Here is a 22053-nt window from a genome sequence, read left to right as displayed (position 1 = left end):
GTTGCCTGACCGAACAGCGGCACTCCTCCTCCCAGCCGTTGTTCAATTCTTTCGAAAGCCTGCCGCACCTCCTCCCGCGGCAGGCTTTTTCGTTTCTTGCACATTCTCAGACCAGGCGTCAAAGGTGATTGCCTCGTCGAGCCGGCGCTCCTAGCGGTTTCGGGATGCAGCAGAGATGCTATGCGCGGCTTGGTAGATCGCGAAAGCATCTTCGAATCTCACCTCTCGGGGATTGTTCACCAGCAAGCGCTGCTGCTTCATTGCGTCTGTGGCCAAAGTGCCGAGTTTATCTTCCGCAACGCCAACCTCTGACAGCTTGGTGGGAAGGCCAAGCTGTTGACACAGTGCTGCAAGCCGATTGATCATTTCTTCGGCGCGATCCGTGGAAGACGACACCGCCATGTCTGCGAAGAGGCAGTGTGCCAATTCCGCATATTCCTTGCCGCAATAGGGGAGGTTGAAGCGCATGACCTCCGTGAGGACCAAGGCGTTTGAAAGACCGTGCGGAATGCCGTAATGGCCACCGAGCGGATACGCAAGGGCATGGACCGCGGCGACTGGGGAATTGGCGAACGCCTGGCCCGCGAGAAGGGAGCCGAGCAGCATGGCCCCACGTGCCTCGACGTCGGCGCCGTTGAGAACCGCTTGCTTAATATTGCCGCCGAGAAGGCGCAACGCCTCCTTGGCGAGAGCCTTCGAGATTGGATTGGCGTTCCGGCTGCGTGTCGTAAATGCCTCAATGGCATGAACCATCGCGTCGATCCCCGTCGCAGCCGTGACTGCGGGAGGTAGGCCGATCGTCAGTCGCGGATCGAGAATGGCGAAATCCGGAATAAGCAGGTTCGAGACGACACCCTGCTTTTCGTGCGCGCCGGTCGTGACAATTGCGATTGGCGTCACTTCCGATCCCGTGCCGGCCGTGGTCGGCACGAGAGCAAGCGGCAGCCGCGGCCCCTGAGCCTTACCGATCCCGTAGATTTCCTGCAGCCTTTCGCCGCTCCCCGCAATCAGAGCTACGAGCTTGGCGACATCCAGCGAAGAGCCTCCGCCGATACCGACTATGCCCGTCGTGCCAAAGCGGCATGCCTCTTCCACGGCATGCTCGATGATGACTTCAGGCGGATCGGCAGTGACCCGATCAAAGATGAAAGTCGAGATGCCTGCCTCGTCTAGACGGGCGAGAGGATTGGCAATCAAGCCTGCCTTGACGATGCCGGGGTCGGTGACAACGAAAATTCGCTTGCCGAGACTGTGTTTGCACCGTTCGGCGAGCTGGTCGATACTGTCGATACCATAGACGATCGATCGGGTCGTGTCGAAGCTGAATGCATCCATGGTGATCCTCCCGCCTTCCCTCATTGTCCCGGTCGCAAGAGTTGCGGTCGGGCTGTTGTGTCGTTTATCGAGCTGCGAGCTTTGCCGCTGCCTGGCCGGCCAGTCGGCCGAGCGTTACGGCGGTGCAGAGACCTGCGGCAGGCAGGTAGCCATCTACGCCGTTGCCAGAGATGCTGCGTGCCGCGCCGCCACTGGCAAACAGGTTCGGCAGCTTGCTGCCATCGGCACGCACCACCTGTGCTTCGCTATCGACCTGCAGGCCGCCCTGGGTGTGGAAGAGGGCGCCGGTCGTGCGGATGGCATGGAGCTGGCCGCTGAGGGGCGGATACTTGGTGAAATCGCGACCGAAGGGGCATTCGATCTCGCCTTTCGCCATGCGCTCGACAGAGGCCATCGTCGCTTCGAGCGCTTCAGCCGGAACCTTGATGATCGCGGCAAGTTCTTTCGCTGAAGGTGCCGTGCGCACCGCGCCAAGGGCAGCCAGATCACGAAATTCCGGCAGATCGGCGCAGATGTCGCGACGGGCATCGTCGAAAATGATCCAGCCGGTGCCGTTTGGCTGCTGCAGCACGTGCAGAGCCTGGGCGGAGATGTCGGCATTCTCGTTCGAGAAGCGCTCGCCGTCGATATTGACTGTCCAGCCGCCGCGCATGACAATGTCGTAGTTGACGATGATGCCATAAGGCTCGGCCAGCGCGCCGTAGCCTTGATACGCATCCATGCTGCCTGTTGCCGCACCCAGCTCCATGCCCCACTCTATTCCTTCACCGTCGTTACCCTCGTGACCAAAATAGCGGTAATAGGACGAGGTACCGAAGGATGGTATGAAGGTCTTGACCATCTCATGATTGGCGCCGAAGCCGCAGGTGGCAAGCACCAACGCCTTGCAGCCGACCTTCTCCTCGCTGCCATCGGAGCGCTTGATCCGCACGCCTGTAACCTTGCCGCTCTCGTCGGCATAAACGAGATCGACGTGCGCGCCTGTCACGGTGTCTACACCGATCGAGTCGGCCGCGCTGGCCAGTGCGCCATGCAATTGTTCACCGCGACGTTCCGGCACGCCATGCATTCGGTTGACGGAATGCCCGAAAGCACCGGCCCAGGGCAGGTTCATACTGAAGGGAATGTCGAATTTTTCCATCAACCAATCGATTGTCGGGCCGGACTCATCGGCTACGGTGCGGGAAATCAGCGGGTCTGCGGTTCCCTTGGTCCGGGCCATGATGTCGCGGTAAAAGGCGTCGGCATCGTCCTCGATACCGGCGGCCCGCTGCACCTTGCTGGCGGCGGCGCAGACATAGCCCTGCGACATGGAGGTGCTGCCGCGCGGCACGAGGTCGCGTTCAAGCAGCAGTACATCGGCGCCGGCATCGCGTGCAGCAAGCGCCGCCGTGAACCCGGCAGCACCTGCGCCCACGACGATGACGGGGAATTCCACTTCGAATTCCTGTGCCGATCTCTCTACACCAGGCATGACAGTAATCCTTTCAATTAATCCGCACCGCTTGGCGGCCATTTGGCATCTCGAAGAGGTCGCGCCGGTTGGCAGGCCCACGACGTGACTCTTCTGTTTCAGTGATATTCCTCGCCGCCGGAAACGTTCATCGCCTCGGCGGTAATGTAGGCAGCAGCGGGAGTGCAGAGAAAAAGCGCAGCGGCGGCGATGTCCTCTGGCGTGCAGGTGCGACCGAGCGGGATGCGGGCGCGCATCTCGCCCATATACTGTTCCATGGTCTGGCCGCGGGCCTTCGACATGAAGTCGTTCTGCCAGCTGCCGAGGCCGGTCGTGACGTGATTGGGGCAGACGGCGTTGACGGTGATCCCCTGATCGCCGAGCTCCAGCGCGATCGATCGTGTCAGCCCGATCAGACCGTGTTTCGAGGCGGTATAGGCTGCCGCCAGCGCGAAGCCGGACTTGCCGGCCTGCGAGGCAATGTTGATGATGCGCCCACCCTGGCCCTGTTTGATCATCTGCCGGGCGGCATGCTTGATCGCCAGCATCGGCGCGCGCAGGTTGACGCCGAGAACGGCATCGAGCTGCTCGGCGGTGATGTCGACGGCTGGGCCGAAGAGGTAGCCGATACCGGCATTGTTGACGAGGATGTCGAGCCGGCCGAGTTTTTCGACCGTCTTGGCGACCATCGCCGCGATCGCTGTTTCGTCGAGCAGGTCGCCGGTCACGGTTTCGACCTTTGCGCCGGTCGCACGGATACGGTCGGCGATGGTATTCAGCTGGCTCTTGGTGCCGACACCATGCGCCGGAGCAATCTCGCCCGCTGTGGCGCCGCGATCATGGAGCATGATCGACGCACCGGCCGAAGCCAGCGTCTGCGCAATCGCCTGTCCGAGGCCGCCCTCACGGCCGGCGCCGGTGATCAGCGCGACCTTGCCCGCCAGTTCCTTGCTGCTCATCGATCAGGCCTCCAGGCTGCTTGTCTTGATGAAGATCGGGTTGTCGGCGAGTTTCTGGAACTCTGCGGCGATGGCCTTCATCGTGTCGGTCGAGACATCTGCGCTGAATTGAACCTCGTTGGCGACATCGAGCACCTCGATATACTGATAGGGCGGCGCCATGTCCGAGCCGAGCACTTCGACCGACTTGTGAACCGTGAAGCTCTTGATCGACGTTAGGCCATTGACGATAGGGATGTCCGTCTTGCGGGCCCAGTCCTCGTAATCGTCGACGGTAACATCGGGACGGAGGTTGAAGAGAACGATGATGCGCATGGAAATTCCTCACGTAATGCAGAGCCGGTGTGCCGTGGCCGGAACGGCGGCCGCGGCGGGATCGATAAGGTGTCAGCGGTTATAGCGGCGCTCCATTGCATCGCCGATGACTGCGAAGCTGAAGACGGTCAGCGAGATTGCAATGCCGGGGAAGACCGATGTCCACCACTGGCCGAGCACGATGTCGTTGGCGCCGGTCGAGATCATCAACCCCCATTCCGGGCTCGGCGGACGCACGCCGGCACCGACGAATGAAAGGCCGGCGGTCAGAAGAATTGCGAAGCCGATCGTGACCGAGCTCTGGACAAGCGCGGGCCCAAGCGAATTCGGCAGCACATGCTTCAGCGCGATCATCATCTCGCTCTGGCCGATGGCGCGCGAGGCCTCGACCATGCCGCGGCTCTTCTGTGTCAGCACCTCTGTGCGGGTGAGCCGAACGTAGATCGGCGCATAGAGCAGCGACAGGGCGAGCACCACGTTGATGATCGACTGTCCGCCGAGCGCCACCAGGATCATCGCCGAAATAAATACCGGGAAGGACTGCAGCACGTCGGAGGCGCGCATCATGAATTCAGTCAGCGGATTGCGGAAATAGCCCGCTACCAGGCCGAACGGAATGCCCATCAGCATTGCCAGGCAGTTCGCGGCGAGCGCGATCGATAGATCGATGCGCGGGGCGCAGAGCACGCGAGAGAAAACGTCGAACCCGGACGAGTCCGTGCCGAACCAATGGATCGGATCGACAGCCGAACCCTTGATCCAGGACAGGAACAGGACCGGCACGTCGCTGATCGGCGGTGGCGGCAGGTTCGGCTCGAAGGAGCTGTCGATCGGATTGTAGGGAACGAGATGCTCGCCGAACAGCGCCATCACGACCGCGAGCGAAGCGAAGACGACGGCGAAGGTCAAAAGCGCCGGCATGGCCGGGCGCCTGGTTTTGCGGCCGTTGCGCAGGATCGGGGATGTCGTCGCAATTTCCATCATGAATAGACCACCCTTGGATCGATGAAGGCAAAGAGGATATCGAGGATCAGGTAGATGACCAGCGAGATGGAGGTAATGACCAGGACGATGCCCTGGATTGACGGGTAATCGAAGGCGAGCACAGAACGCACGGCATACTGGCCGATGCCGCCGAGCGAGAAGACCTGTTCAACCAGCACGGCACCGCCGAGCATGACGCCGTACAAAATGCCAACTAGCGTGATCGTCGGTGCCATGGCAGCGCGCATCGCATAGCGCGTCACAGTCTTCTGGCGCAGGCCGACGGCATTCGCATACATGACGAAGTCGGAAGACTGGGCGCGGATCATACTTTGGCGCACCATTTTGATGACCGGACCGGATAGAATGAACACCATGGTCAGCACCGGCAACATCAGGTGGTGCATGATATCGACGAGGGCGGTGAAATCGCCGGAAATCAGCGCGTCGATGACGAAGAAGCCCGTGACCCTGGGAGGAGCGCTCAGGAGCGGATCGATCATGCCGAGCGGCGCCGGAGCAATGCCGAGCGTCGAGAAGAAGATCATCACGAACAGCAGGCCCCACCAGAATTCCGGCTGCGAGCCGCCGAACAAGCCATAGGCGAATACCACCTTGTCGACGAACTTGCCGGGGCTGTTGGCGCTGGCGACACCGACCGGTACAGCGATCAGCAGCGTAACGAGAAAGCTGTAGGTCAGGAGTTCCAGCGTGATTGGCAGCGCCATGGCGATTTCCTGCGTCACCGGCGAATTGGTCACCCAGGAGGTGCCAAGATTACCCTGCAGGATACCCGGGCCGCTTCCGAATCCGAGATAATCCATCAGCTGGACGAAAACAGGTTTGTCGAGGCCAAGGCTGTGCTGGGCTTGAGAATAGGCCTCGGGCGAGGCGTTGAGCCCGACGAGGCGGGCAACGGGATCGGCAGGCAGCATGCGCACGAGAAAGAAGACGGCAAGCGTCAACCCCAACATCTGCACAGCACCCGTCAACAGTCTGCGAAAGACAAATCGCTTGAGCATGACGTCACTCCAAATGGAGGCCGGCACCCCAATACGGGATGCCGGCTGAGGCCTTAATAATGGAGTTCGTAGAGCGGCAGGGCATTGGACGGCTGCCAGGTAATACCCTTCAGCTTGTCGGAATGGGCCCATTCTGTCTTGAACTCGACGACAGGCAGCCAAGCGAGGTCACGCATCAAGATGTCCTGCATGTCACCGAGTTGCTGGTCGCGCTTTGCCTTGTCCGGCTCGACCTTGGCCTTCTGCCACATCGAGTCGATTTCAGGATTGGCGTAGTTCATCATGTTGTTGATTGCGCCGGCTTCCGTAGAGACGAAGAACAGTTGCATGGCGTAACCGCTATCGACGCCGATGGGTTTTTCCTGGTCGTTGATGGCGAAGGCGAGGTCTTTCTTGACGATCTGGCGGTCGCCGTACTGGGTTTCCGGGATCGGGTCGAGCGTGACCGGGATGCCGATGGCGCTCAATGCCGTGCGGACCTGGTTGACGATCGGACCGAGCGTCGTTTCCTTCTCTGCCACATAGGTCAGCTTGAACTGAGCCGCGTATTTTTCCAGACCTTTCCCGCCTGGGAAGCCGGCATCGGCGAGCAGCTGCTTAGCCTTGTCGACATCATAGGAGTATGGGGGCTGGTGCGGCCTGAAGCTTGGGTAGCTCGACGGCACGATGCTCCGCCACTGCTTGGCTTGGCCGCTGTAGCCGACGTCGATGATGCGCTGGTAAGGCATCGCGTAGGCAATCGCCTGGCGAAGCTTGATGTTGTCGAAAGGGGGGGTCTTGAAGTTCATGACGATGAACAGGCCTTCGTTGCCGTTCACGCCGTTGACCTTCAAGCCCGGCATTTTCATCACGCTTTCATACTGGTTTGGCGTCAGGCCCTGGGCAATCTGTGCCTGGCCGCTGCGCAGGATGCTGATGCGGTTGCCGGCCTGGGGCACCTTCTTGATGATGGCCTTCTCGATCGGCGCCTTGCCGCGATAGTAGTCCGGGTTGGCCTTGAAGCGGATTTCGGCATTTTTCGTCCAAGAATCGAGGCAGTACGGACCGAATGATGGCAGGTTGACGTTGTTCGTGTAGTCGTAGCTCCACGGATCCTTGTCCGTCGCGTGCTTCTTCATCTCCTTGGAATCGAAGACACCCTGCGAGTTCGTCACGGCCATGTTGACGAGGAAGAGCGGGTTTTCCTGGGTCTGCGTGACCTGGACCGTGTAGTCGTCGATCTTCTTGATGCCGACAGCGTCGCTCATCGTCTTGGCCTTGGTGGCCACGGCCGGATCCTTGCTGAAGACATCCTTGGTGAAGCCTTTGACGTCGGACATGTTGAGGAGGAACCAGGCGTTCGGCACCGCTCCGCCGGCGTTCAGCGCGCGACCATAAGTGTAGATCAAATCGTCGGCGGTGAATTCGTTGCCAGCGCAGCTCTTCACGCCCTTGCGCAGGTGAAGCGTCCAGGTGAATGACGCCGGATCATAGTCCCAGCTGGTCAAGAGCCTACCCTCGAACTGGGTCACGTCCGGCAGTACCATGCCGTCCTTGTCAGCCGGTTTGTTCTTATAGGCGACGAGCGGCTCGAGAAGCTGCGCCATGCCGAGCTGCGAGGTCGGAATTGCGATCGACGGGCCATCGATGTCGAGGCCCGACGGAACGTCTTCCGCTAGAAAGAGCACTGTATCCTTGTCTGCTGCCTGCGCAGTCTTTGAAGCGAAGGGCGATGAAAGGATGCTGCCCGCGGCAAGCGCCGCGACGGCTCCGCGCAATGCGCGGCCACGGATGGACTTGGAGTTGATTTGCACGGCTTGTTCCCCTGTTTGGATTGTTGCATGCGAATTCATAATTGCAGCGCCTCGAGAATAGTCAAGCAGGTCATTAAGAAAAATTTCATCGGGATTTTTTCCATTTGATCAAAAAAAGCCCCGAAATGACGCGATAACAATCGTTTTTCTCCGTTCGATAAGAATTTTTACAATTGACATCTTTCCGGTTGGGATTTTGAATACGAATTCAAAATGAATGCATCGACTACCCTTGGCGTGTCGGTGAAAGTTCAAAAGGGGAATGAAATGCTGGATCGGCCAAGCTCGCCCGTGGAGGGCGAGATGCTGCTGGAAGTGCGCGGACTAACGGTCGAGTTCGGCCGCACTCGGGCACTCGACGGGTTCGATATCGATGTAAGGCGCGGCGAGATTGTGGGCCTGCTAGGCGAGAGCGGCAGCGGTAAGTCGACGGCGGCCTATGCCATGCTCGGCCTTGCCAAGCCGCCGGGTAAGATCGTTGCCGGTTCGGTTTCGCTTGAGGGTCGCGATCTCCTGAAAATGCCACCGAACGAGCTGCGCGACGTCCGCGGCGCTGACATTGGGCTTATCGTCCAGAACCCGCGCGCCTCGCTCCATCCGATGCTGCGCGTCGGCGGCCAGATCAGCCAGGCGTGGCGGGCCCACAATGAGGGCGGATCCGCCATGGCGCGGGGCCGGGCGATCGAAATGCTGAAGCTCGTCGGCATCAACGATCCCGAACGCCGCCTAGATGCTTTCGCCCACGAACTCTCGGGCGGCATGGCGCAGCGCGTGCTGATTGCCATGGCGCTCTCCTCAATGCCGCGCCTGCTTGTTGCCGACGAGCCTACCAGCGGCCTCGACGTGACGATCCAGGCGCAGTTCCTCGACCAGATGTGGCAAACAGTGCGCACGACGCAGTCATCGGTGCTGCTGGTCACGCAGGAAGATGGCATCATCGCCAATTATTGCGACCGCGTCGTTGTTCTGGAAAAGGGCAGGGTTGTCGATGGGGGCGAGACGCGCGAATATTTCGCACGCACCCGCAAGAGCCACCATGTCGTTTCCCGCGCCGATATTCCGAGCGTTGCCGTGGCGGACGCGTCCGTGACGGCGCTTGTCGAGGTCAACGACCTTACCAAGACGTTCCCGATCGCCAATTCGACCAGCAAAGTACATGCCGTCAGTAGCGTCGATCTTGTGGTTAAACCGGGAGAGGCGATCGGCCTTGTGGGCGAAAGCGGTTCCGGCAAGTCAACGGTCGGGCGCCTGCTCATCCGCCTGCTGGAAGCGGACAAGGGTAAGGTGGTCTTCAACGGCCGCGACATGCGCGAACTCGGTAAGAGCGAGCTGAAGACGATGCGATCGCGCATGCAGATCGTCCTGCAGGATCCCTATGACAGCGTTGACCTGCGCTGGACGGTGCAGCAGCTTCTGATGGAGCCGCTCGACGTCCACGGCATTGGCAGCCGAGCCGAAAAGCTGGCGCGGGTGCGCGAGCTAATGAAGCTGGTCGAGCTCGACGAATCCATGCTGTCCATGCGGCCGCGGGATCTCGGCGCCGGCGCGCTGCAGCGCGTCAACATTGCCCGCTCGCTTGCCTGCAATCCGGAATTTGTCGTGCTTGACGAGCCGACCTCGGTTCTGACGCCGTCTGCCCGCGCCAGCCTCATCAGCCTGCTGCGGCGGCTGCAGAGCGAGCTGAAGCTCGCCTTCCTGTTCATCTCGCACGACCTAACGACGGTCAGCGAGGTCTGCGACCGCGTCGCTGTGATGTATCTCGGCCAGATCGTCGAGGTGGGCGCTACCGAAGACCTGTTCTTGCGGCCGCGCCATCCCTACACCCGCGCGCTGATCGCCTCGCATCTGTCGCCAGATCCGCAAAACCGGCGCGTGGACCGAGTCAACGAGGATACGCTTGCCGGCGAGATTCCGAGCCCGATCAACCTGCCGAAAGGCTGTTATCTTTACAGCCGCTGTTCCTACCGCCTGGAGCAATGCAGTAACCAGCCGCAGGTGCTCCGCCCCGATCCGACTGGCCGGCAGGTGCGCTGCTGGCGGGCCCAGGAAAGCGCCGATCTCTAGCCGCTGCATCAAGGAAGCGCAGATATGAGCGATGCATCCGAGAGAATCCTGATTATCGGCGCCGGCGCGAGTGGCGCGGCCTGTGCTTGGCGGCTGGCTTCGGCCGGCTTCCAGGTGACCTGCCTCGAGCAGGGCTACTGGCGCGACCAGACGGATACGCCGACAACGACCTACGACTGGGAAATCATCCGGGGCAGCTCGGATCACTGGTCGCCCAACATCCGCCGTCGGCCGGAAGATTACCCGGTCGAGGACAGCGACACGCCGATCAAGCCCGTCATGTTCAACGGCGTCGGAGGCAGCACGATGAAATGGGGCGCCCAGTTTCCGCGCTTCCGCCCCTCGGATTTCAAGGTCCGCAGCCTCGACGGCGTCGCCGAGGACTGGCCGCTCGACTATTTCGAGCTCGAACGATACTACGACATCAACGACTGGATGATGGGCACTTCAGGCCTAGCGGGCGATCCCGGCAATCCGCCGCGCAGCCCGCGCCCGATGCCGCCGCTGCCGCTGGGCGCCGGCGGCGAGAAGGTGGCCAAGGCGCTTGACCGGCTCGGCTGGCACTGGTGGGTCTCCGATGTCGCGATCACCAGCCAGACCTATCGCGGCCGCGGCGCCTGCAATCATTGCGGACCCTGCGACATGGGCTGTCCGCGGCTGTCGCGGGCCAGCGCCGATAGCACCTACTGGCCGCCGGCACTGGCGGCCGGCGTCGAGCTTGTCACCGGCGCCCGCGTCTTCGAGATTACCTTGGACGAGCACGGCCGCGCCAAAGGCGCCGCCTATTACGACGATAGCGGCAAGACCTGCCATATCGCGGCGGGTACAGTCATCCTTGCCGCCAACGGTGCCGGCAGCCCGCGCCTGATGCTGTTATCTCAATCCGGCCGGCATCCGAACGGGCTGGCCAACAATTCCGGCTTGGTCGGCAAACGCCTGATGCATCACCCGACCGGTTTCGTTTCGGGCATCTTCCCAGAGCCGATGGACAATTTCGCCGGCGCCTTCGCCTGCACCCTGCTGTGCCAGCATTTCTACGAAACCCGCGAGGCGCACGATTTCGTCCGCGGCTACCAGATGCAGCTCGTGCGCTCTGAAGCGCCGCTCGGCTTTGCGCTCGGCGGTCACCATCCGCGCCTGCCATGGGGTGTAGGCCATCATCAGGCCTTTGCCAACGGCTTCGGGCGCACCGCCGGCCTGACGGTTACCACCGAGGATCTGCCGGAGGAGAGCAACTGCATCACGCTCGACCCCAACCTCAAGGATGGCTTCGGCATTCCGGCGCCGCGATTCCACTATCGGCTTTCCGACAACACGAAGCGAATGATCGATCATGGCGTCGTCAGCGCCACAGCGATCCTGAAGGAGGCCGGCGCCACGACGATCCATACGACGCCGCTGGTCGCCTATACCGGTTTCCACCTGCTCGGCACCGCCTGCATGGGAACCGATCGCGAGCGCTCGGTCGTCGATATCGACTGTAGGGCCCATGATTGCGACAATCTCTACATCATCGACGGCAGCGTCTTCGTGACCGCCGCCGCACTGAACCCGACGCCGACCATCCAGGCCATCGCGCTCAGGGCGGCGGACCGGATCATCGAGCTGCGGCGCGATCGAAAGGCCGCGACGCAGGCGACGAAACTCGGCTGGATGGGCGGCGAAGCAACTGTCGCTGCCGATGGGCGTGCATAAGCGTGGGGATAAACGATGATCGGTGACGATGACCAGCGCAAGCTCTCAGCACTTCTTGACGTCCTTCTTCCCGGTACCGACGGTTTTCCATCCGGCAGCGCGGCAGGCGTCGGGCCCAGATTGAGCAGCGCGGGCGTCGATGCTGAGTTGATTTGCGAGGTGCTGGGCGAAATCGCCACAGCGTTCGCCGACTGGCCGATCTCTGAGCGGACTTCCGCGATCGTCGCTTTGGAGACGCAACGGGCCGACCTGTTTCAAGTCTTCCTCGCCGCCGCCTATCGCGCCTATTACACGGCGCCCGCCGTTCTGGCGGTGATTTCCGCCACGACCGGATACCACCATCCGCCGCAGCCTGTCGGCTATGCCTTGCCGGCATTCGACGAGACCATTCTGGAAAAGGTGAAACGCAATCCGCCGAGCTGGCGGGACGCGCCGTCGCCCAACATCGAAGGAAGCAAACAGTGACCGAACAGACCAACGTACTCCCCTGGCTGACCGCCCGCATCGTCGATACGACCTATCAGCAGCTGCCAGCGGTGGCGGTGGACAAGGCGAAAACCTTCCTGCTCGACACGTTTGGCGTCGGGGTTGCCGGCTGCTATGGCTTCGGTCTCGAAAACATCATCCGGGTCGCCAAAAGCTGGGGTTCCGGCGACGAGGCGACCGTCTGGGTCAGCGGCGAACGCCTACCGGCCCCTGCCGCCGCCTTCGTCAATGCCTATCAAATCCACAGCCTCGAATATGACTGCGTCAACGAGGATGCCGTGCTGCACCCTATGGCGACGATCATCTCCGCCCTGCTCGCCTACGCTGAACGGCGCTCGGCGCAGGGTCGGCCGATCAACGGCCGCGATTTCCTGACCGCCGCCGTCCTCGGCGTCGACATGTCGGTTTTTCTTGGCAAGTCGGCCAAGGGCCCGATCAGCTTCTTCCGCCCGGCGACGGCCGGCGGTTTCGGCGCCGCCTCGGCGATCGGCAAGCTCGAAGGCTTTGACGTTGAGACGCTGACGCGCTCGCTCGGCAACCAATACGGCCAATCGAGCGGCACGCTGCAATCGCATGTCGAGGGTTCGCCGCTGCTCGGCATGCAGGTCGGCTTCAATTCGCGTGCTGCGATCGCCTCTTGCGACTTCGCCCGGGAAGGCATCCTCGGCCCGGCCGACGTGCTGACCGGCCGCTACGGCTACTTCCGTCTTCTGGAGGAAGGACCCTTCGACGTCGAATACGGCAGGAAGGAACTGGAAGAGCATTTCCAGATCGAGCTGATGTCGCACAAGCCGTTTCCGACCGGCCGCCTGACGCATGGCGCCGTCGACGGGCTAAACCGGCTCATCACCAAGCACGGCTTCTCGCCCGACGATATTGCCGAGATCGTTTGCACCGTGCCGCCGCTGGTCAACCGGCTGGTCGGGCGCGCCGACCTTCCTGATCCGGCGCCGAACTATGCAAAGCTGTGCCTCGCCTTCGTCGCCGGCACGTATCTCAACCACGGCAAGGTCGATGTCGAACACTTCATCGGCGCCGAGGTGCTGCAGAACAAGCGGACGCATTCCTTTGCGTCACTGGTGAAGATCATCCAGGACAACAATCCGAATGAAAGCGCCATGACGCCGCAGACAGTCGCCGTGACGCTGAAGAACGGTACCAGGCACGAGGTCTTCGTTGAGGCGGCCTATGGCCACCACACCAACCCGCTCAGCCGCGAGGAACATCTCGACAAGTTCCGCCGCTGCTGGAAGCGCACTAGGAAGCTCGACCTTGCCGCCGGTGAAACGCTCATCAAGGTGGTCGATGACTTCGAGGACATCCAGGATGTCGCCGAGATTGCAAAGTATCTAACGGCCTAAGCGCACTTTCCCTTGCTGACAGCCGCCACTCGCCACCCGCACTCGCCGGGCGCCTCAAGGGCCATAGGTCCAAGACGCGCCCGGAATTTTTCATGTCAAGGCAATCGCGTGATTGTCGCAGCGGCCATCGTCCATCAGGACGAAGCCAAAGCCGAAACATCCTTCTTGACTGAGAAAACGGGATGGCACTACAGGGCAGGCTTTCCGAGGATCATGTCGGAGGCCTTCTCCGCGATCATCATCGTCGGCGCCGAGGTGTTACCACTGACGATGGCAGGCATGATCGACGCGTCGACGACGCGAAGCCCCTTGACCCCGCGCACCTTTAGCTCGGCATCGACGACGGCTCTGTCGTCAGCGCCCATGCGGCAGCTTCCCGTCGGATGGAAGGTCGTACTGGCGCAGCTGCGCACCCAGGCGTCGATGGATGCGTCATCGGCGAAATCCGCATCGACCGGTGAAATCTGCGAGGCACTGTGGGCTGCCATCAACCGGTTCTCGCCGATCCGCCGGGCGAGCCGGCTGCCGTCGCGCATCACCTGGCGATCAAGGGGCGAGGCCAGATAGGCGGGGTCCATCGCCGGTGCGGCGCGCGGATCCGGGCTGGTGATCATGACTGAACCACGGCTTTCGGGCCGCAGCTGGTAGAAGCTGATGAGATAGCCGTGACCGCCCTGGCCGGCCCGGGTCGTCTCGAGGTTCAGCCCGGGAACGAAGGTCATGTGGATGTCGGGCTGCTCGAGTTCCGCACGCGTCTTTAGAAAGCCGCCCGCCTCGAGCGGCACCGCCGCCGCCGGTCCGGTCCCGAAGAAGTAGGCCCGCGTCAGCGCCGCCACCGCCTTGTCGGGACGGAAAAGCGAATAGAGCGTCACGTTCTCCCTTGCGGTGTATTTCAAGTAGACGCCAAGATGGTCCTGGAGGTTCCGGCCCACCTCCGGCGCGACGACCGTGGGGGTGATGCCGAGCGGCGCCAGATGCTTCGGATCGCCGACCCCCGACAGCTGCAGCAACTGCGGCGAGTTGATCGCGCCGGCGCTGAGGATGATCTCGCGTCTTGCCCTGACCCGCTGGGTTGCGCCGGAGCGCATCACGTCGAGCGCCGTTGCCCGCCCATCGGCCACGACGATCTTCGTCACCAGCGTCTTGGTCCAGACGGCAAGATTGGTGCGGCTCAAGATCGGGCGCAGATAGGCGGTCGAGCTGCTCACTCGCCGGCCGTTCAGCACGTTGAAGTCGTAACGTCCGAGCCCCTCCTGGTGCTCACCGTTGAAGTCGTCGTTGGCCGCGAACCCCTCGTCGAGACCGGCGGCGAGGAAAGCGCGGTAGAGCGGATTGTCGGCCTTGGCCCTTTCGACGTGCAGCGGGCCGGTCTGGCCATGGAACGGATCGTCCGGCCGCTCGGGATTGTTTTCGGCTCGCCGAAAATAGGGCAGCACCTCGTCATAGCCCCAGCCATGCAGGCCCATTTGCCGCCAGGTCTGGTAGTCGGCACGTGTGCCGCGCATATACATCATTCCGTTGATGGTGGATGAGCCGCCGAGCACCTTTCCGCGTGGCCATTTGATCCGGCGGCCGTCGAGATTGACCTGCGGCTCGGTCGAATAATGCCAGTTGCTAGGACGCCAGAAATAGGCAGCACCCGCCAGCAGTGGAATGGAGAAGACCGGATTGCGATCGGAGCCGCCGGCCTCGATCAGTAGCACCGTATTTCGTCCATCCTCCGAAAGGCGATTTGCCAATACGCAGCCGGCGGAGCCGGCCCCGACGACGATAAAATCGAACTCCTCCATCTGGTCGCGCGCCTCAGTAGGGGAATTCGGCGCCGTTCATGGCGATCGCCTGGCCGCTGATATATTCGGCGTCTGGACTGGCGAGCCACGAAACGGTAGCGGCGACATCGGCCGGGGTGCCGAAGCGGCCCCAGGGCACCGTCTTGCGGAAGTCCTCGACCACCTCGTCCGGCGACTTGCCCGATATGGCAGCGAACCCTTCGGCGATGCCCTTCCAAAACGGCGTTTCGATATGGCCGGGCGTGTAGGAGTTGACGCGGATCTTGTGAGGGGCGAGTTCGATTGCCAGCGACTGCGTTAGCGAGATGATCGCTGCCTTCGATGCGCAGTAATGCGAGAGATTGGGCGCGCCTTTGCGGCCGCCGCCGGATGAAGCATTGATGATAACACCGCCGCGCCCCTGCGCGATCATCTGCCGGGCCGATGCGCGCGAGCCCAAAAACACGCTGTGGAGATTGATTTCGGTGACGCGGCGCCATTCGGCAAAATCCATGTCGATCACCGGGCTGATCGCGATAACGCCGGCATTGCAGACCATGATGTCGAGACCGCCGAAGGCCGCTACCGTATCTTGCACCGCCTTGTCGACCGCCGCCTCATCGACGGCATCGCCGGTCAGTGATAGAAACTTCGATGAATTCGTATTCATTTCCGTCGGGTGCAAGTCGAAAGACGCAACTGATGCGCCATCCGCAAGCAGCCGCTTGACAATGCCGAGACCAATGCCGCTGGCGCCGCCGGTAATAAGAACGGATTTTCCGCCGTGTTTTTCAACCATCTCTACCATTTCCTCGTCATCAGCTGCTGCCTGTAGTCATCATAGCTGTCCGTCACTGTGAGGATGTCGAACAAGGCTCGAATTCAATATACGCATACGTATGCAATAGACAATCGTAAATCGATGGACGCCTCTATCAGGGCGATCCCGGTCAGCAGCGACAGCGTCAGTCGGCGGTCCAGCCGCCGTCGAGGAGCAGCGAGGCGCCGGTCATCAAAGCGGCAGCATCGCTTGCCAGGAAGACAATGGCGCCCATCAGGTCTTGCGGTGTCCCGAGGCGTCCGAGCTTGATCTTCGACAGCACGCTCGATCGGAAGGCGGGGTCGTCCAGGAAGGGTCTGGTCATCGGTGTCTCGATGAAGGTCGGGCAGATCGTGTTGCAGCGGATCGCATGCGGACCGAGTTCCACAGCCATGGCGCGGGTAAACCCTTCCATCGCCCATTTCGACGCGCAGTAGACGCTGCGGTTGGCCCCTCCGACATGCCCCATCTGCGAGGAGACATTAATGATCGAGCCGGCCTTTCCGGCGTCGATCAGACGACGGGCGACGCTCTGTGCGGTGAAGAAGGCGGCGCGGACGTTGAGGTCGATAACGGCATCGAAATCGTCGGGGCGAACATCGACGAAGGGAGTGGGGCGATTGGTGCCGGCATTGTTGACGAGGATGTCGAAGGGCTTGCTGGCACCGATTCGCGTCGCCGCGCCTTCGCAATCGGTGACGTCAAGCACCATCGCCTCGGCCGATCGTCCGGCGGCCTGGATCTCGCGCGCCGCTGCCTCGATCTCGCCGGCCGTGCGGGCAGCAAGGGTCACATGCGCGCCGGCCTCGGCCAGCGCCGATGCGGCGGCAAGGCCGATGCCGCGGCCGGCTCCGGTGACCAAAGCGCGGCGTCCGTCCAGCCGGAACGAAGGGGCTTTCAACTCAAGCACAGCTATCTCCTCAGGTCCTGATCATGGCGTTCTGTCGGGACGCCATCCGCGGCAAGACGTTGGCGATGAAATCCGGTACGTCCTTCTCGAAATCGGGAAAGCAGAGCGCGACACCGCCGACGCCGTATTGTGCTAGCGAATCCAGATGAGCCGCGATCTTCTCGTGCGAGCCGACGATATAGGGGACAGACATGAATGTCGTCGTTTCCGGCGGCAGCGTCTGGTAATCGGCGCGGTTCTTGTCGAAACCGGAAACGCGCAGCCACTCCTCGATCGCCACTTCGTCGCGATCGGCCATGTATTTTGCCTTGCGCGCCTCGGCCTCTTCGTGCGTCCGGCCGGCGACGACGTTAAGCAGCGTGTAGGAGGTGACGCTTCGGCCTTGGTCCGCAGCAAGACCAGCGATCTTCCGGGCGAGCTCGCCTAGTTGCTTGGCGCTGTCGTTCATCCGGCCGATGAAGGAATAATCGGAATGGCGGGCGACGAAGGCGAGGGCGCCTTCCGACTGGCCGGCGCTGACGATCTTCAGCGGTGCCTTCGGTTTCGGGTTTGACCTGCAATCCTCGAGCTTGAAATATTTGCCGTCAAACGTGACACCGTCCTCGGTCCACAGCCGTCTAAGGATCGTCAGGTATTCGTCCGCGTAGTCGTAGCGGTTGAGATAATAGTCGTCGTCGCTCCACAGTCCCATCTGGGCGTATTCGAACTTGTTCCAGCCGGCGACGATGTTGAGCGCGAAGCGGCCATCCGCGATATCGTCGATCGTGGCCGCCATCTTTGCGGCAACTGCCGGGTTGATGGTGCGCACCGCCACTGAAGCAATGAGCTTGATCTTCGAGGTGACCGCCGCAAGACCCGCCATCAGTGTGAAGGATTCCTGCGCACCGTCCCAATGGCCAGATTCACCGCCATAGCCACGCCATTTTACCTGCGAAAGTGCGAACTCCATGCCGGAGGCCTCGGCCGCTAATACCACCTCCTTGTTAAGCCCCCAGGTCGCTTCCCGTTCGGAGGGCAGGTTCCTGGCCATCACCAGTCCTCCCTTGGTGCTTGGCAAAAACAGCCCGAGTTCGAGGTATCCATTCATGGAAACATCCTTTGATCCCTTTTCGCATACGCATGCAGAATTTCTATGCGGGGCTCATATGTCAAGATCGTAGTGAGGGTCTCGCCCGAATAAGTCAGAAATCCACCTACCGTGTTGAAGGCAGATTACTGCCCATTATTTGTCATATCTCCCAAATTTTAGGCAAAAACCGTGCAGCTGTGCCGTGGAGGAAAAATGCGGTTGACAATTTCCGCAGTAAAAAGAAGATTAAATGAATACGCATGCGATTTTGGGCCAGGGTATGGCTCGCAAATCGCTCAAAAAAGGGGAACACACATGCATTTGAACAAGGCTTGCCAGATCGCGTTTGGATTGATTGGTCTTTCAACAGCAGTCGTGGGCGGCTCAGCCAAAGCAGACGATGCCTCCGATGGCGTCGCTCGCGCAACGAAGATCATCGAGGATCATCGCCAGCCCCCGGTCTATAAGCCGGCCGGCGAAGCTTTCGACATCCGAGCGGTTGCGAAGGGCAAGAAGATGATCTCTATTCCCAACACCAGTTCGAACCAGTTCCTGAAGGGCATCATCACCCGCGAGATAGCCGTCGGCAAGGAAATCGGCCTTGACGTCCGTGAATGGGAGAACCAGGGGCAGCCAAGCCAATGGGTCCAGGGGATAGAATATGCCATCCAGAACAAGATCGACATTGTCGACCTGATCTCGGGCGTCAATCCAGCGGTAGTTCAGCCGCAACTGCAGTCGGCCAAGGATGCCGGTGTCAGCGTCTTTACATCGCATTTCTATGATCCTTCCCAGCCAGCAAGCCCGCTTCTGGCAGGCGACCTGCCGGTCAGCTTCTACGGCCAAGGTTGGTTGCTCGGAAATTGGATGATCTACAAGACCAAGGGCGACGCACATGCAATCGTCGTCAAATCCGACGAAGTGCCGCCGACGGCGCCGCTGGTCCAGGGCATCCACGACGCCTTCGCCAAAAACTGCCCGAAGTGCACGATCTTGCAGGAAATCAATGTTGGCATCACCGAATGGGGAACAAAGATCCAGCCTTCGGTCCAGTCGGCGCTGATCTCCAACCCGACCGCCAACTACGTCATCCCGATCTATGACAGCATGAGCCAGTTCGTCGTTCCGGCGCTCGACCTGACCGGCAAGAGCGACACCGTCAAGGTTGCCACCTCGAATGGCACGCCCTTCGTGCTGGATTTCATCCGTGACGGCAAAGTAGAAATGGATATCGGCGAAAGCCTGGATTGGATCGCTCGCGCCACAATCGACGGTTACATGCGCAAGCTGGCTGGCCTGCCGATGCCGAGGGACATCGGGGTTCCTTACTACATCTTCGATGCCTCGAACGTTCAGTCAGCCGGCGTGCCTGCCGTCCCGAACAAGGGCTACGGCGACGACTATGTGAAGGGCTTCAACGAAACCTGGAAGATCCAGTAGGCTTATGACCGTCAAAGAGGAGACCAGGGCGAGTGTTGAGGGCGAAGCGGCTAAGACGCCGGCCCTGCTCGTTTCCAAGATCGCCAAGACCTTTGGGGGCTCGAGGGCCCTCAAGGGAATCGATTTCTTCGTCGAGCCCGGCGAGGTCCACGGTCTTCTCGGGCAGAACGGTTCGGGAAAATCGACATTCGTGAAAATCCTCTCGGGTTTTCACGCGCCCGATGCGGGCGGCTCCATCTCGATATTCGGCCGGCCGCTTGACCTGCCCATGCGGGCCGGCGCCTTCCGCGACTATCAGATGGCCTTTGTCCATCAGAATCTCGGATTGGTGCCGTCGCTTTCTGTCCTCGAAAACATGCGCGTTGCGTCGATCACGGCTCCAAAGGGGCTGATCGACTGGCGGATCGAGCGCGCAGCAGCCCAGGCAGCGCTCGATCGCTTCGGCATCGCTCTCGACCTCGACGCACGCACCGGCTCGATCTCGCAGATCGACAGGGCGCTGCTTGCCATCGTGCGCGCCTCGGACGACCTGCGTGCGGCGCAGGCCGCCAGCGGCCGGCGCGGCATCCTGATCCTCGATGAGCCGACGCCGTTCCTGCCGCGCGAAGGTGTCGACCGGCTCTTCGCGCTGGTCCGACAGGTCGCCTTGCATGGTGACAGCGTCATCTTCATCTCGCACGACATCGACGAGGTGCGCGAGATCACCGACCGCGCCACCATCCTGCGCGACGGCGCCGTCAGCGGCACGCTGATCACCAAGCAGGCCAACCATGACGATTTCGTCGAGGGCATTATCGGCCGCCGCATCGTGCGCAGCGTCACAAAGGTGGACGAGCGGGCGAGCCGACCGGTCAGGGCGGTCATCCGCGACGTCCGCGAACCGGGCCTGGATATATCGAAGATCGAGGTTGCGGAAGGCGAAATTCTCGGGCTTTCCGGCCTGATTGGCTCCGGCTACGAGCGCATACCCTATCTCGTCTTCGGCGCCGACAGAGCATCCGGCGGCACGCTTGTCCTCGACGGCAAGGAGTTGTCGCTGACGTCGATGGCCCCCAAGAACGCCGTGGCACGCGGGATGGCGCTACTACCGGCAGACCGGCCGAAGGCGAGCGGTATTGCCAGCCTCAGCATCGCGGAGAACATGCTGATCCTCGACCTCAAACGCTACATGGGCAAATTCGGGCTGAAGCGGGGCGTGATCGCCAGAAGGGCGAGCGCGATATCAACTGAATATGAGGTTCGGCCTAACAATCCGAGCCTCCGCCTGGGGCAGCTTAGCGGCGGGAATGCGCAGAAGGTGCTCCTCGCCAAGTGGCTGATCCGCGACCCCAAGCTTCTGATGCTCGATGAGCCGACGCAGGGCGTCGATGTCGGGACCCGGCAGCAGGTCTTCGACGTCATCCGCAAGGCTGCCGACAACGGCGCGGCCGTCATCTGCGCCAGTTCCGATTTCGAACAACTCGCCGATCTGTGCACCCGTGTTCTCGTCTTCGCCCGCGGGCGTGTGGTCGACGAACTAACTGGCAGCCGGATCACCAAAGACAATATCGCGGAGGCCTGCTATGGTCACTCAAGTCTCGACGTCGCTTGACGCTCCAAAGGGCGCATCGCGCTATAAGATCGGACGCCAGATCGAGCGCTTTGCGCTGGTGGCCGTCTGGGCAATCATCATTGCGGCTTTCAGCATCGCGCTTCCTGGCATTTTCCTGACCTGGACCAATTTCTCGATCCTCTTCGCCACACAGGCGCCCGGCGCGGTGCTGGCGCTGGCGTTGATCATTCCGCTGACGGCCGGCGACTACGACCTATCCGTCGGCGCGACGCTGACGCTTTCGGCGGTGACGGTCGGCGTGCTCAACGCCGTCTATGGGCTACCGATCGGCGCCGTATTGCCTATCGCCATTCTTGCCGGGCTCGTCACCGGCATCGTTAATTCCTTCTTTATCGTCTATGTGCGCATTCCGTCGCTGGTTGTCACACTCGGCACGACCTCGGTCATAACCGGTGTCGTCCAGTGGATGACCAATTCCTCGACGATAGGCGGGATTTCGCCGGTGCTGATCAACATGATCTCACGCTGGCGCCTCTTCGGCATTTCCTATGCCTTCTATTACGTCATCCTCATCGCCATCATCATCTGGCTGGTGTTCGAATATACACCGCTCGGCCGGCGCATCCTGTTCGTCGGCCGCAGTCGCGAGGTAGCCCGCCTGTCCGGGATCGACGTCGATCGCGTAAGGATCGGCTGCCTGATCACCTCCGCCGTGCTCGCATCAATCGGCGGCATCGTCTATGCCGGCCTGCTCGGAGCCGCCGACCCATTTTCGGGCCTGAACTACCTGCTGCCTGCCTTTGCCGCCGCCTATTTGGGCGCCACGGCGATCATGCCTGGCCGCTTCAATCCGTGGGGGGCCGTCATTGCCGTCTACTTCCTGGCAACCGGGATCACCGGGCTGACGATGCTTGGCATTCCGCTTTGGGTCACCAGCGCCTTCAACGGTGCAGCGCTGATCCTGGCCGTCACCGTGTCGCAGTTTGCCCGCGGTCGCGAAGAAACCGACATCGGCTAGGATACGGC

Annotated in this window: 18 protein-coding genes; 7 read left to right on the top strand and 11 right to left on the bottom strand. The window is 61.5% G+C overall.

Features of this window, described 5'->3' with window-relative positions:
* Window positions 1-150 precede the first annotated feature (150 nt).
* From ACIQUB_RS24910 to ACIQUB_RS24880, 7 genes are all read right to left on the bottom strand, one after another.
* On the bottom strand, window positions 151-1335 hold the full coding sequence (locus ACIQUB_RS24910) for an iron-containing alcohol dehydrogenase (protein ID WP_402933266.1): 1185 nt from the start codon (window positions 1333-1335) through the stop codon (window positions 151-153).
* Window positions 1336-1399: 64 nt separating this feature from the next.
* A complete protein-coding gene (locus tag ACIQUB_RS24905) occupies window positions 1400-2809 on the bottom strand; it encodes an FAD-dependent oxidoreductase (protein WP_402933263.1) in 1410 nt (469 codons plus the stop codon).
* A gap of 98 nt (window positions 2810-2907) precedes the next feature.
* The gene (locus ACIQUB_RS24900; RefSeq protein ID WP_402933260.1) at window positions 2908-3747 is read right to left on the bottom strand and encodes an SDR family NAD(P)-dependent oxidoreductase; all 840 of its coding nucleotides are present in this window, start codon (window positions 3745-3747) and stop codon (window positions 2908-2910) included.
* Between the two features lie 3 nt (window positions 3748-3750).
* The gene (locus tag ACIQUB_RS24895; protein ID WP_402933257.1) at window positions 3751-4062 is read right to left on the bottom strand and encodes a hypothetical protein; all 312 of its coding nucleotides are present in this window, start codon (window positions 4060-4062) and stop codon (window positions 3751-3753) included.
* A 72-nt stretch (window positions 4063-4134) separates the two neighbouring features.
* Entirely contained in the window at window positions 4135-5046 is a 912-nt protein-coding gene (locus ACIQUB_RS24890; RefSeq protein ID WP_402933254.1) for an ABC transporter permease, read from the bottom strand.
* Window positions 5043-6068: an ABC transporter permease gene (locus ACIQUB_RS24885; protein ID WP_402933251.1), complete on the bottom strand. Its 1026-nt coding sequence runs from the start codon at window positions 6066-6068 to the stop codon at window positions 5043-5045. Before ACIQUB_RS24885 ends, ACIQUB_RS24890 begins: the two co-directional genes overlap by 4 nt.
* A gap of 53 nt (window positions 6069-6121) precedes the next feature.
* A complete protein-coding gene (locus ACIQUB_RS24880) occupies window positions 6122-7861 on the bottom strand; it encodes an ABC transporter substrate-binding protein (RefSeq protein ID WP_402933249.1) in 1740 nt (579 codons plus the stop codon).
* A gap of 267 nt (window positions 7862-8128) precedes the next feature.
* Here ACIQUB_RS24880 and ACIQUB_RS24875 point away from each other — a divergent pair, with 267 nt between their 5' ends.
* The 4 genes from ACIQUB_RS24875 to ACIQUB_RS24860 are packed head-to-tail and all read left to right on the top strand — an operon-like array spanning window position 8129 to window position 13467.
* On the top strand, window positions 8129-9925 hold the full coding sequence (locus tag ACIQUB_RS24875) for an oligopeptide/dipeptide ABC transporter ATP-binding protein (RefSeq protein WP_402933248.1): 1797 nt from the start codon (window positions 8129-8131) through the stop codon (window positions 9923-9925).
* A 24-nt stretch (window positions 9926-9949) separates the two neighbouring features.
* A complete protein-coding gene (locus ACIQUB_RS24870) occupies window positions 9950-11620 on the top strand; it encodes a GMC family oxidoreductase (protein WP_402933246.1) in 1671 nt (556 codons plus the stop codon).
* 15 nt (window positions 11621-11635) lie between these two features.
* Complete coding sequence (locus ACIQUB_RS24865; protein ID WP_402933244.1) at window positions 11636-12085, top strand: hypothetical protein; 450 nt, start codon at window positions 11636-11638, stop codon at window positions 12083-12085.
* The gene (locus tag ACIQUB_RS24860) at window positions 12082-13467 is read left to right on the top strand and encodes an MmgE/PrpD family protein (RefSeq protein ID WP_402933241.1); all 1386 of its coding nucleotides are present in this window, start codon (window positions 12082-12084) and stop codon (window positions 13465-13467) included. The genes ACIQUB_RS24865 and ACIQUB_RS24860 overlap by 4 nt, the downstream gene beginning before the upstream one ends.
* A 188-nt stretch (window positions 13468-13655) precedes the next feature.
* On the opposite strand, the gene ACIQUB_RS24855 is transcribed toward ACIQUB_RS24860, so the two are convergent.
* The 4 genes from ACIQUB_RS24855 to ACIQUB_RS24840 form a co-directional block, all read right to left on the bottom strand.
* The gene (locus ACIQUB_RS24855; RefSeq protein ID WP_402933238.1) at window positions 13656-15257 is read right to left on the bottom strand and encodes a GMC family oxidoreductase; all 1602 of its coding nucleotides are present in this window, start codon (window positions 15255-15257) and stop codon (window positions 13656-13658) included.
* A gap of 13 nt (window positions 15258-15270) precedes the next feature.
* Complete coding sequence (locus tag ACIQUB_RS24850) at window positions 15271-16035, bottom strand: SDR family NAD(P)-dependent oxidoreductase (protein WP_402933235.1); 765 nt, start codon at window positions 16033-16035, stop codon at window positions 15271-15273.
* 166 nt (window positions 16036-16201) lie between these two features.
* Window positions 16202-16966 carry an SDR family NAD(P)-dependent oxidoreductase gene (locus tag ACIQUB_RS24845; RefSeq protein ID WP_402933232.1) on the bottom strand — a complete coding sequence of 255 codons (765 nt, stop codon included), beginning with the start codon at window positions 16964-16966 and terminating at the stop codon, window positions 16202-16204.
* 10 nt (window positions 16967-16976) lie between these two features.
* A complete protein-coding gene (locus tag ACIQUB_RS24840; protein WP_402933229.1) occupies window positions 16977-18053 on the bottom strand; it encodes an LLM class flavin-dependent oxidoreductase in 1077 nt (358 codons plus the stop codon).
* A gap of 297 nt (window positions 18054-18350) precedes the next feature.
* Here ACIQUB_RS24840 and ACIQUB_RS24835 point away from each other — a divergent pair, with 297 nt between their 5' ends.
* The 3 genes from ACIQUB_RS24835 to ACIQUB_RS24825 are packed head-to-tail and all read left to right on the top strand — an operon-like array spanning window position 18351 to window position 22045.
* Entirely contained in the window at window positions 18351-19475 is a 1125-nt protein-coding gene (locus ACIQUB_RS24835; protein WP_402933226.1) for a sugar ABC transporter substrate-binding protein, read from the top strand.
* Between the two features lie 4 nt (window positions 19476-19479).
* A complete protein-coding gene (locus ACIQUB_RS24830) occupies window positions 19480-21066 on the top strand; it encodes a sugar ABC transporter ATP-binding protein (protein WP_402933223.1) in 1587 nt (528 codons plus the stop codon).
* Window positions 21038-22045: an ABC transporter permease gene (locus ACIQUB_RS24825; protein WP_402933220.1), complete on the top strand. Its 1008-nt coding sequence runs from the start codon at window positions 21038-21040 to the stop codon at window positions 22043-22045. Before ACIQUB_RS24830 ends, ACIQUB_RS24825 begins: the two co-directional genes overlap by 29 nt.
* Window positions 22046-22053 lie beyond the last annotated feature (8 nt).

This window comes from Rhizobium sp. NPDC090275, from assembly GCF_044772225.1.
Lineage (GTDB): Bacteria > Pseudomonadota > Alphaproteobacteria > Rhizobiales > Rhizobiaceae > Rhizobium.
Note: the sequence above shows the minus strand (reverse complement) of the source record. Positions and strands in the feature narration are given on the sequence as shown.